The following is a 10,612-nucleotide window of genomic DNA, read 5'->3' on the forward strand; positions in this document are numbered from 1 at the left end:
CTCGTGGCCGGCCGAGTCGCGGTGCGTCAGCTCGCCCTCGACGACCCAGGTCACGATCTCGGTATGGCTGTGCGGATGCTCGTCGAACCCGGCGCCGGGGGCGAGCCGCTCCTCGTTACAGGCGAGGATCGCGCCGAAGCGAAGGTTGTCGGGGTCGTAGTGGCCCCCGAACGAGAACGCGTGCGCCGTCTCGATCCCGGCGGAGGGGTCGCCGCCGGGGTAACGCTCGCCGGCACGCTGAATACGAATCACGGCCTTACGGTACGACCCCGCCGCGCCCACGGCCCGGACCCGTCGCCGCTTGCCGCCTCCCCCCGTTGTCGCCCAGCGGAACGAACGCCCACAACCCGAGGGCGCATCCCGGTACCCCGATAAGGCACCCTTAGTCCGTGCCTGAACCCACGAACGCCGCCCATCCGCACTCCGCGACCCTGAAGCGCCTGGAGCAGTCGTCGGGGCGGCTCGCCGCTCATGCGATCGCTCGCATGGACGAGACGCTGCCGTGGTACCGGGCCATGCCGCCCGAGAACCGGTCGTGGATCGGCCTGGTCGCCCAGGCCGGCATCGCGGCGTTCACCGAGTGGTTCCGGCACCCCGAGACCCCACAGGCGATCTCCACCGACGTCTTCGGCACCGCGCCCCGCGAGCTGACCCGCGCCATCACGCTGCGCCAGACCGTCGAGATGGTGCGGACCACCATCGAGGTCATGGAGTCGGCGATCGACGAGGTCGCCGCCCCCGGCGACGAGTCCGTGCTGCGTGAGGCGCTGCTCGTCTACGCCCGCGAGATCGCCTTCGCCACCGCGCAGGTGTACGCGCAGGCCGCCGAGGCCCGCGGCGCGTGGGACGCGCGGCTCGAGTCGCTGGTCGTCAACGCGGTGCTGTCCGGCGAGGCCGACGAGGGCGCGGTGTCCCGCGCCGCCGCCCTCGGCTGGAACTCGCCCGAGTACGTCTGCGTCGTCCTCGGCACCGCCCCGGACGGCGACAGCGAGCTCACCGTCGAGGCGATCCGCCGGGCCGCCCGGCACGCCAAGCTCCAGGTCCTCACCGGCGTCCTCGGCAACCGGCTGGTCGTCATCGCCGGCGGCAGCGACAACCCGCTCGCCGTCGCCAAGGCCCTGATCGGCCCGTACGCGGCGGGCCCGGTCGTCGCCGGCCCGGTCGTACCGGACCTGCTGGCCGCGACCCGGTCCGCGCAGGCCGCGGCCGCCGGTCTGAAGGCCTGCTCGGCCTGGCAGGACGCCCCCCGCCCGGTCCTCGCGGACGATCTGCTGCCGGAGCGCGCGATCGCCTCCGACCCTGCGGCGCGCGAGCAGCTGGTGGAGGAGATCTACAGACCGCTGGAAGAAGCGGGCTCGGCACTGCTGGAAACACTGAGTGTCTATCTGGAGCAGGCGAGCAGCCTGGAGGGCGCCGCACGGATGCTCTTCGTGCACCCCAACACCGTGCGCTACCGGCTCCGACGTGTGACCGACGTCACCGGCTGGTCACCCTCCGACGTCCGCTCCGCGTTCACTCTGCGGATCGCCCTGATCCTGGGGCGTCTGGCCGACGGAGATTCGCAGTCCTAGACTTTTGTCGGACATCAACAATTCCCCCGACGGTTCTTCGTCCCTGTCCCCACGGGCGTCCGGAACCGTCCACAAGAGAGAGTGTGAGGGTGCTCGTACTCGTCGCTCCCGGCCAAGGCGCTCAGACGCCCGGCTTCCTGACTCCCTGGCTCGAACTCCCCGGCGCGGCCGACCGCATCGCGGCCTGGTCGGACGCCATCGAGCTCGACCTCGCCCACTTCGGCACGAAGGCCGACGCGGACGAGATCCGCGACACCTCGGTGGCCCAGCCGCTGCTGGTGGCCGCCGGTCTGCTGTCCGCCGAGGCGCTCGGCCTGCGGCCGAACGCCGTCGCCGGTCACAGCGTCGGTGAGATCACCGCGGCCGCCCTCGCGGGCGTCCTCGACGAGACCGCCGCGCTGCGCTTCGTGCGCACCCGCGGTCTGGCGATGGCCGAGGCCGCCGCGATCGTGGAGACGGGCATGTCCGCGCTGCTCGGCGGAGACCCCGAGGTAACGCTTCCGCACCTGGAGAAGCTCGGCCTGACCCCGGCGAACGTGAACGGCGCCGGCCAGATCGTCGCCGCGGGCACGCTGGAGCAGCTCGCCGCGCTGGAGGCGGACAAGCCCGAGGGCGTCCGCCGGGTCGTCCCGCTGAAGGTCGCCGGCGCGTTCCACACGCTGCACATGGAGCCCGCGGTGGCCAAGCTGGCAGCCGCGGCCCGCGAGCTGACCGTGGCCGACCCGACCCTGCCGTACGTCTCCAACAAGGACGGCGCGCAGGTCGCCACCGGCGCCGAGGTCGTCTCGCGCCTGGTCGGCCAGGTCGCCAACCCGGTCCGCTGGGACCTGTGCATGGAGACCTTCAAGGCGCTCGGCGCGACCGCGCTGATCGAGGTGTGCCCCGGCGGCACGCTGACCGGTCTCGCCAAGCGTGCGCTGCCGGGTGTCGAGACCCTCGCCCTGAAGACCCCTGACGACCTCGACGCGGCCCGCACGCTGCTTTCCGAGCACACAGCCTGAGAAGGAGCCGTAGCGCATGTCGAAGATCAAGCCCAGCAAGGGCGCCCCGTACGCACGCATCATGGGTGTCGGCGGCTACCGCCCGACCCGTGTGGTGCCGAACGAGGTGATCCTCGAGACGATCGACTCCTCCGACGAGTGGATCCGCTCCCGCTCCGGTATCACGACCCGCCACTGGGCCTCCCCCGAGGAGACCGTGTGCGCGATGTCCGTCGAGGCGGCCGGCAAGGCCATCGCCGACGCCGGGATCACCCCGGAGCAGGTCGGCGGCGTGATCGTCTCCACCGTCTCGCACTTCAAGCAGACCCCGGCCGTCGCCACCGAGATCGCGGACAAGATCGGCGCGGTCAAGCCGGCCGCGTTCGACATCTCCGCGGGCTGCGCCGGCTTCGGCTACGGACTGACCCTCGCCAAGGGCATGGTCGTGGACGGCTCGGCCGAGTACGTGCTGGTCATCGGCGTCGAGCGGCTCAGCGACCTGACGGACCTGGAGGACCGCGCGACGGCCTTCCTGTTCGGCGACGGCGCGGGCGCGGTCGTCGTCGGCCCCTCGAAGGAGCCGGCCATCGGCGCCACCGTGTGGGGCTCCGAGGGCGACAAGTCCGAGACCATCAAGCAGACCGTGCCGTGGACGGACTACCGCGACGGCGAGGTCCAGAAGTTTCCGGCCATCACGCAGGAGGGTCAGGCGGTCTTCCGCTGGGCCGTCTTCGAGATGGCCAAGGTCGCCCAGCAGGCGCTGGACGCCGCCGGCATCTCGGCGGCCGACCTGGACGTCTTCATCCCGCACCAGGCCAACATGCGGATCATCGACTCGATGGTGAAGACGCTGAAGCTGCCGGAGCACGTCACGGTCGCCCGTGACGTGGAGACCACCGGCAACACCTCGGCCGCCTCGATCCCGCTCGCGATGGAGCGGCTTCTGGCGACCGGGCAGGCGAAGAGCGGCGACACCGCGCTCGTCATCGGCTTCGGGGCGGGTCTCGTCTACGCCGCGACGGTCGTTACCCTCCCCTAGGCGCCGTACGGATCACTCCGGACGGGGTCGTAGCACCCTGAACAACCAGAACAACCTGAACAACACCGAAGGAGCGCCGACATGGCCGCCACTCAGGAAGAGATCGTTGCCGGTCTCGCCGAAATCGTGAACGAGATCGCCGGTATCCCGGTCGAGGACGTCGAGCTGGAGAAGTCCTTCACCGACGACCTGGACGTCGACTCGCTGTCCATGGTCGAGGTCGTCGTCGCCGCCGAAGAGCGCTTCGACGTCAAGATCCCGGACGAGGACGTCAAGAACCTCAAGAGCGTCGGCGACGCCGCCGCGTACATCCTGAAGCACCAGGGCTGATTCGGCCCCTGCTGACTCGGTCTGCCACCCGGCGGTGGCGCCGTTTTTCGACCATCACACACGTGGAGAAAGAATTCCTGTGAGCTCGACCAATCGCACCGTGGTCGTCACCGGTATCGGCGCAACCACACCGCTGGGTGGCGACTCGGCCTCGACCTGGGAAGGTCTGCTGGCCGGTCGCTCCGGCGTCCGCCCCCTCGAGGGCGAGCGTTTCGCCGACCTGCCGGTCCGGATCGCCGCGCTCGCCGCGGTGGACCCGGAGGAGGTCCTGCCCCGCCCGCTCGCCCGCAAGCTGGACCGCTCGGCGCAGTTCGCGCTGATCGCGGCCCGCGAGGCGTGGGCCGACGCGGGCTACACCGCCCCCGCCGGTGAGGACGAGAAGATCGCGCCCGAGCGGCTCGGCTCCGTCATCGCCTCCGGCATCGGCGGTGTCACGACGCTGCTCGACCAGTACGACGTGCTGAAGGAGAAGGGCGTCCGCCGCGTCTCCCCGCACACCGTGCCCATGCTGATGCCCAACGGCCCCTCCGCGAACGTCGGCCTGGAGGTGAACGCCCGGGCGGGCGTGCACACCCCGGTCTCCGCGTGCGCGTCGGGCGCCGAGGCGATCGGCTACGCCGTCGAGATGATCCGTACCGGCCGGGCCGACGTGGTCGTCGCCGGCGGCACGGAGGCGGCGATCCATCCGCTGCCGATCGCGGCGTTCGCCAACATGATGGCGATGTCCAAGAACAACGACGAGCCCACCAAGGCCTCGCGTCCGTACGACACCGGCCGCGACGGCTTCGTGCTCGGCGAGGGCGCGGGTGTCGTGATCCTCGAGTCCGAGGAGCACGCGAAGGCCCGTGGCGCGCGTGTCTACTGCGAGGTGCTGGGCCAGGGCCTGTCGGCCGACAGCCACCACATCGCGCAGCCCGAGCCGACCGGCCGGGGCATCGCCGCCGCGATGCAGAACCTGCTGGACGCGACGGACCTCAAGCCGTCCGAGGTCGTCCACCTCAACGCACACGCCACGTCGACGCCGCAGGGCGACGTCGCCGAGATCAAGGCGCTGCGCAAGGTCCTGGGCGACGACCTGGACCACGTCGCGATCTCCGCGACGAAGTCCATGACCGGCCACCTGCTGGGCGGCGCGGGCGGCATCGAGACCGTCGCGACGGTCCTGGCCCTGCACCACCGTCTGGCCCCGCCGACGATCAACATCGACGAGCTGGACGAGGCCGTCGAGGCGGACATCGTCCGCAACGAGCCCCGCGAACTCCCGCAGGGCACGATCGCCGCGATCAACAACTCGTTCGGCTTCGGCGGCCACAACGTGGTCCTGGCGTTCCGGACGGTGTGACTTCGCGTCACGTGAGTTTTTGAAGGCCCTGTCGGCTTGTGCCGGCAGGGCCTTCGGCTTGTCAGCGCAGGGGGTGGAGGGACGGTTCCGCGCCGGTGGGGCGGAGGTCGACGACGACGTGGCCGCCCGTCACCGGGACCAGTTCGGCCGCGGTCGGGATCGGCGGGCCGCCCGCGAGCGTGCCGCGTACGGCTCCGGCGGCGTCGAGGGTCAGGACCTGCGGCCCGCCCCGGCTGCTCGTCAGCACCACGAGCCTGCCGTCGTCCGCGCGGGCCAGCGCCTCCATGCGGGTTGCGTCGGGCTTGTGCCGCCACAGCCGCCGGCCGTCCGTCACGGAGTGGGCCACCAGCGTGTCCGGGAGCGACGCGTTCCCCGTCGCGGCCAGGAGGACCAGGGCGTCGGTCAGACGACCTGGTGGAGCCAGCGCACCGGCGCGCCCTCGCCCGCGTAGCGGAACGGCTCCAGCTCGTCGTCCCACGGCTTGCCGAGCAGCTTGGCGATCTCCGCCTCCAGCTCCGACTCTCCGCGCGTCGACCGCGCCAGCGCGGCGCGCAGCCGGTCCTCGGGGACGAGGATGTCGCCGTGCAGGCCGGTGACGGCGTGGAAGATTCCCAGGTCGGGGGTGGCGCTGTAGCGCTCGCCCTCGGCGTTGGCGCAGGGCTCCGCGGTGACCTCGAAGCGGAGCATCTGCCAGCCGCGCAGCGCGGAGGCGAGCTTGGCCGCCGTGCCGGTCTCGCCCTTCCAGGAGAACTCGGCTCTCCAGGTTCCGGGGGACGCGGGCTGGCGGATCCAGTCGAGCTGGACCCTCGCACCGAGGACGCCCGCCACCGCCCATTCGACGTGCGGGCAGAGCGCGCGCGGTGCGGAGTGTACGTACAGGACTCCACGTGTCGTCACCGGGACCTCCAGTGTGGGACGAGGTTCGCCTTTCCCAGCGGCCTCAGTAAACAGCATCGAGGGTGAAACTTCGCAAACCCCCGAAAAAGGGACAGCATGTGACGTGATGTAATTTACCGGAGCCGGTCGGCAGAGACGCCTCTGGTTCGACGGGGGAAAAGCTACCGTGCCCGCACCCTCCTTGGGGTGACGTACGGTCGGTCAAGGGGCCGGTGGACACCAAGCTTTCACTCGCCAGGACGCGACGGAGGGGACTGAAGGATGCGCGCGGGGGGACGATTCCGTACCGCTGTCGCCGGAGGACTTGCCGCGCTGCTGTGCGCCGCCACGCTCTCCGGCTGCGGGCCGGAGGTGGACGGGGCCGTGCGCCGCCCGTCCCCGAGACCGTCCCCGACCCCCGTCTGGGACCGCAGCCCCGCCTCGATCGCCGCCGTCGGCGACTCCATCACCCGTGGTTTCGACGCCTGCCAGGTGCTCGCGGACTGCCCCGAGGTGTCCTGGTCCACCGGCACGGACAGCACGGTCAAGAGCCTCGCGCTGCGGCTGCTCGGCCCGACCGGGGCGGCGGCCCGCAGCTGGAACCTCGCCCGTACGGGGGCGCGGATGGCGGAGCTTCCCGGCCAGATGGCCCTGGCGGCCGCGGAGAAGCCCGAGTTGGTGACGGTGATGGCGGGAGCGAACGACGCCTGCCGGGACAGCCCGGAACTGATGACTCCGGTCGCCGACTTCAAGGCCTCGTTCACGGCGGCGATGGCCAGGCTGCGGGCGGGCGCGCCGAAGGCGCAGGTGTATGTGACCAGCGTGCCGGACCTGAAGCGGCTGTGGTCGACGGGGCGCGGCAACCCGATGAGCCGTCAGATCTGGAAGCTGGGCATCTGCGGGTCGATGCTGGCCGACGCGGAGGACGTGAGCGCGTCCGCCGAGAAGCGCCGCGCGCAGGTGCATGCGCGGGTGGTGGCGTACAACGCCGCGCTGCGCGAGGTGTGCGCCGCGGACACCCGCTGCCGGTACGACGGCGGGGCCGTCTTCGGCTTCGCGTTCGACGGCGAACAGCTCAGCCCCTGGGACTTCTTCCATCCGAGCAAGGACGGCCAGGCGCGGCTCGCGGAGATCGCGTACCGCCAGGTCACGAAGGCGTAGGACCGATTGCAAGGCCCCGGGGCGGCGGTCAGGCGCCGCCCCGGGGCCGGTCTGTGATCGGCCGGGCGATCCGGCCGGGTCCTCGGGGGTTCCCGGCCGTCGGCCTCCGGCCGGGTCCTCCGGCCGGGTCAGAGCTCCAGCGTCACGGCCAGCTGCTCGTCGGCGAGCGAGTGCGCGGCGACGACCCGGTACGCGCCGGGCACGAAGGCCCAGCCCCCCTTCTCCTCGTCCCAGATCTCGAAGGCGCGGCGGGGCAGCGCGATCTCGACGTCGACGGACGTGCCGGCGGCTGCCTCGACGCTCGCGAAGCCGGCCAGCCAGCGCGCCGGGCGCTCCACGTCGTCCGCGATCGGAGCGAGGTAGATCTGGACGACCTCGCGGCCGGGCCGGTCACCGGTGTTGGTGATCCGGACGGTCGCCGTGTCGGGGGTCGCCTCCAGCGAGTCGTACGACCAGGTGGTGTAGCCGAGGCCGTGGCCGAAGGGGTACGCAGGGACCGCGCCGGCCTTGTCCCAGGCCCGGTAGCCGATGAACACGCCCTCGTCGTAGGGGAGTTCGCCGTCGGTGGGGGTGACCTCGGTGACGGGCACGTCGGCGAGGGCGACCGGCCAGGTGGTGGGCAGCCGGCCGCCGGGCTCCTCGGCGCCGGTGAGCACGTCGGCGAGCGCCGCCCCGCCCTCTTGGCCCGGGAACCAGCTCAGCAGCACCGCGGCGACGTCCTCGCGCCACGGCAGCTCCACCGGGGAGCCCGCGTTGACGACGACGACCGTGTTCGGGTTGGCGGCGGCGACGGCGCGGACGAGGTCGTCCTGACGGCCGGGCAGGGCGAGGTCCTTGCGGTCGAAGCCCTCGGACTCGACGCGCTCGGTGGTGGCGACGACCACGACGGCGGTGTCGGCGGCGCGGGCGGCCGCGACGGCTTCGGCGATCAGTTCGTCGGGGTCGCGGTGCGGACCGAGGTGGACGAAGGAGAACATGACTGCGGGCAGCGGGGCCGCGAACTCCCGGTCGAGGGTGTGCAGCAGCGACACCTCGACGGTCTCGCCCGCGGTGAGCTCGACCTTTCCGCGCTCGGCCGGGGAGCCGAAGAACGCCTCGAACGGGTCGGTCTCCGGGCCCATCCGCTGCACCCCGTCGAAGAGCGTCCGGCCGGCGACGGTGAGCGTGTACCCGCCGAGGCCGCGGGTGCCGAAGGCGTGCGCGCCGCTCTCGCGCGGGGTGAACTCGCCGACGACCTCGATGGAGGCGAGCGTCTCGTGGGTGACGCCGGCCGGGAGATCGTCGCCGATCCACTGGACCTGGCCGTTGGGCAGCGAGCCCTCGCCGAGGACATCGCCCGCCGCGTCGCGGCAGACGGCGCGGAGGGTGAACCCCTGGTCGGCGGGGGTGAGTTCGTCGCTCGGGTCGGCGCCGACCACGTACGTCAGGGCCCCCTCGGGCAGAGCGGCCGTGAGGCCGTCGAGCGGGGAGACGACGTGGTCGGGGAAGACCTGGGCGGAGCCGCCGCCGAGCACGCGGGCGTCGCGGGCGGCCGCGCCGGACAGGGCGACGGTCGCGCCGGGGGCGAGCGGCAGCGCGCCGTTCTTGTTGCGCACCAGGACGAAGCCGCGGCGGGCTATCTCGCGGGCGAGCGCGTCGCCGTCGACGGCGGCCGGGAGCTCGGCGACGACCGGCGGGGCGCCTTCGAGGGCGCCGACGCGGGCGGCGAGCCGCAGGACGTTCCGTACGGCGGCGTCGACGGAGGACTCCTCGACCTCGCCGGCCCGGACGGCGGCGGCCAGCGCCGGGCCGTAGACGGTCTGGGGGCCGGGCATGGCGACGTCCAGGCCGCCCTCGATGTCGCCCTTGGTGGAGCGGGCGGCCATCCAGTCGGAGACGTTGAAGCCGTCGAAGCCCCACTCGCCGCGCAGCACCTCGTTCACGAGGTAGCGGTGCTCGCTCATGGTCGTGCCGTTGACCTGGTTGTAGGCGGTCATGATGCCCCAGGGGCAGGCGTTCTCGACGATCGCCTCGAAGGGGGCGAGGTACAGCTCGCGCAGCGGGCGCGGGGCGATCCTGTTGTCGACGGTGAAGCGGTCTGTCTCGGCGTCGTTGGCGACGAAGTGCTTGACCGTGGTCCCGACGCCGCCCTCCTGGACACCCCGCACATAGCCGGTGGCGACGGCGCCGGTGAGGTACGGGTCCTCGCTGTACGCCTCGAAGTGCCGGCCGCCGAGCGGCGAGCGGTGCAGGTTCACAGTGGGCGCGAGCAGCACGTGGACGCCCTTGCGGCGGGCCTCCTGGGCGAGCAGCCGGCCGGCCCGGCGGGCCAGGGCCGGGTCCCAGGCGGCGGCGAGCGCGGTCGGGGAGGGCAGCGCCACCGACGGGTCGTCGGCGGTCCAGCGGACGCCGCGGACGCCGATGGGTCCGTCGGACATGACCAGGGAGGCCAGCCCGATCTCGGGCAGGGCCGGCAGCGACCACATGTCCTGACCGCCCAGCAGCCGGGTCTTGGCGTCCAGGTCGAGCGTGGCGAGCGCCGCCTCGACGGTCGCTTCCCTCAACTCGTCGTCCCGCAGATCGTCGCCCCGCGCAGTCTCCGCCATGGCCGTGCCTCCTCGTTCGACGTACCGATGGCGGACATCGTGCACCCACCTACCGGTAGATCGGTAGGTTACGTGATGTACTCGTTATATTAAGAGCCCGAGAATGCCGTACGGTCCTGTCGGACGGACGACACGGGTCGCTCCGGCGAGCGGGGAGAGGAGGCCACGGCGATGGCGCGGGCCAGGAGCGAGGAGCGGCGCGAGGACATCCTGCGCGCGGCCCTCGAAGTGATCGCCGAGCGCGGCTACCGGGGCGCGACGCTCGGCTCGGTCGCCGAGCGGGTCGGCCTCACCCAGCAGGGGCTGCTGCACTACTTCCCGACGAAGGAGGCGCTGCTCGTCGCGGTCCTCCAGGAGCGCGACCGCTGGGACACCAGCGGCGGCCGGGACCGCGAGGGCTGGCGGCTCGACCTGCTGGAGTCCCTCGTCGAGTACAACGCGATGCGGCCGGGGATCGTGCAGACCTTCTCCGCGCTGCTCGGCGAGAGCGTGACGGACGGGCATCCGGCGCGGGCGTTCTTCACCGAGCGGTACGCCCAGGTGCGGGAGAACATGGCGCAGGTCCTGCGCCTGGAGTTCGGCGAGCGCCTCGGGGGCGGCCTGACCCCCGAACAGGCCGCGCCGCTGCTGACGGCGGTGATGGACGGACTCCAGTACCAGTGGCTGCTCGACCCGGCCTCGGTGGACATGCCGGGGTCGTTCCGGGACTTCCTGCGGCTGCTGACCGG

11 protein-coding genes are annotated in these 10,612 nt (G+C 72.2%); 7 read left to right on the plus strand and 4 right to left on the minus strand.

Going from position 1 to position 10,612, the window contains the following annotated elements; genetic code table 11:
* Nucleotides 1-252, minus strand: a 252-nt coding sequence (locus VIU94_RS41400; RefSeq protein ID WP_331920286.1) for a pirin family protein, incomplete at its 3' end; no start/stop codon positions are given.
* A 137-nt stretch (nucleotides 253-389) separates the two neighbouring features.
* On the opposite strand from VIU94_RS41400, the gene fasR reads away from it, so the two are divergent.
* From fasR to fabF, 5 genes are all read left to right on the plus strand, one after another.
* Nucleotides 390-1,571 carry a fatty acid biosynthesis transcriptional regulator FasR gene (fasR, locus tag VIU94_RS41405; protein ID WP_331920288.1) on the plus strand — a complete coding sequence of 394 codons (1,182 nt, stop codon included), beginning with the start codon at nucleotides 390-392 and terminating at the stop codon, nucleotides 1,569-1,571.
* Between the two features lie 89 nt (nucleotides 1,572-1,660).
* A complete protein-coding gene (locus VIU94_RS41410; RefSeq protein WP_331920290.1) occupies nucleotides 1,661-2,572 on the plus strand; it encodes an ACP S-malonyltransferase in 912 nt (303 codons plus the stop codon).
* Nucleotides 2,573-2,588: 16 nt separating this feature from the next.
* Nucleotides 2,589-3,590, plus strand: a complete 1,002-nt coding sequence (locus VIU94_RS41415) for a ketoacyl-ACP synthase III (RefSeq protein WP_331920292.1) — start codon at nucleotides 2,589-2,591, stop codon at nucleotides 3,588-3,590.
* A gap of 81 nt (nucleotides 3,591-3,671) precedes the next feature.
* Nucleotides 3,672-3,920 (plus strand): acyl carrier protein, encoded by a 249-nt coding sequence (locus tag VIU94_RS41420; RefSeq protein WP_331920294.1) that lies wholly within the window; start codon nucleotides 3,672-3,674, stop codon nucleotides 3,918-3,920.
* Nucleotides 3,921-3,999: 79 nt separating this feature from the next.
* Nucleotides 4,000-5,262: a beta-ketoacyl-ACP synthase II gene (fabF, locus tag VIU94_RS41425; RefSeq protein WP_331920296.1), complete on the plus strand. Its 1,263-nt coding sequence runs from the start codon at nucleotides 4,000-4,002 to the stop codon at nucleotides 5,260-5,262.
* 61 nt (nucleotides 5,263-5,323) lie between these two features.
* Here the strand turns inward: fabF and VIU94_RS41430 are convergent, their stop codons facing one another.
* Nucleotides 5,324-5,608: a hypothetical protein gene (locus VIU94_RS41430; protein WP_331920298.1), complete on the minus strand. Its 285-nt coding sequence runs from the start codon at nucleotides 5,606-5,608 to the stop codon at nucleotides 5,324-5,326.
* A gap of 56 nt (nucleotides 5,609-5,664) precedes the next feature.
* Complete coding sequence (locus VIU94_RS41435) at nucleotides 5,665-6,159, minus strand: DUF3145 domain-containing protein (protein ID WP_331920300.1); 495 nt, start codon at nucleotides 6,157-6,159, stop codon at nucleotides 5,665-5,667.
* Nucleotides 6,160-6,420: 261 nt separating this feature from the next.
* Between VIU94_RS41435 and VIU94_RS41440 the strand changes: the two genes are divergently transcribed.
* The gene (locus VIU94_RS41440; RefSeq protein WP_331920302.1) at nucleotides 6,421-7,299 is read left to right on the plus strand and encodes an SGNH/GDSL hydrolase family protein; all 879 of its coding nucleotides are present in this window, start codon (nucleotides 6,421-6,423) and stop codon (nucleotides 7,297-7,299) included.
* A gap of 128 nt (nucleotides 7,300-7,427) precedes the next feature.
* Here the strand turns inward: VIU94_RS41440 and VIU94_RS41445 are convergent, their stop codons facing one another.
* A complete protein-coding gene (locus tag VIU94_RS41445) occupies nucleotides 7,428-9,884 on the minus strand; it encodes a beta-glucosidase family protein (protein WP_331920304.1) in 2,457 nt (818 codons plus the stop codon).
* 171 nt (nucleotides 9,885-10,055) lie between these two features.
* Between VIU94_RS41445 and VIU94_RS41450 the strand changes: the two genes are divergently transcribed.
* On the plus strand, nucleotides 10,056-10,612 hold a 557-nt coding region (locus VIU94_RS41450; protein WP_331920306.1), incomplete at its 3' end, for a TetR/AcrR family transcriptional regulator.

The sequence above is a fragment of the Streptomyces sp. genome (genome assembly GCF_036566765.1).
GTDB lineage: Bacteria > Actinomycetota > Actinomycetes > Streptomycetales > Streptomycetaceae > Streptomyces.

Coding starts and splice junctions, on each gene's coding strand:
- VIU94_RS41420 (WP_331920294.1), top strand. CDS start 3,672: ATGGCCGCCACTCAGGAAGAGATCGTTGCCGGTCTCGCCGAAATCGTG.
- VIU94_RS41445 (WP_331920304.1), bottom strand. CDS start 9,884: ATGGCGGAGACTGCGCGGGGCGACGATCTGCGGGACGACGAGTTGAGG.
- VIU94_RS41440 (WP_331920302.1), top strand. CDS start 6,421: ATGCGCGCGGGGGGACGATTCCGTACCGCTGTCGCCGGAGGACTTGCC.
- VIU94_RS41415 (WP_331920292.1), top strand. CDS start 2,589: ATGTCGAAGATCAAGCCCAGCAAGGGCGCCCCGTACGCACGCATCATG.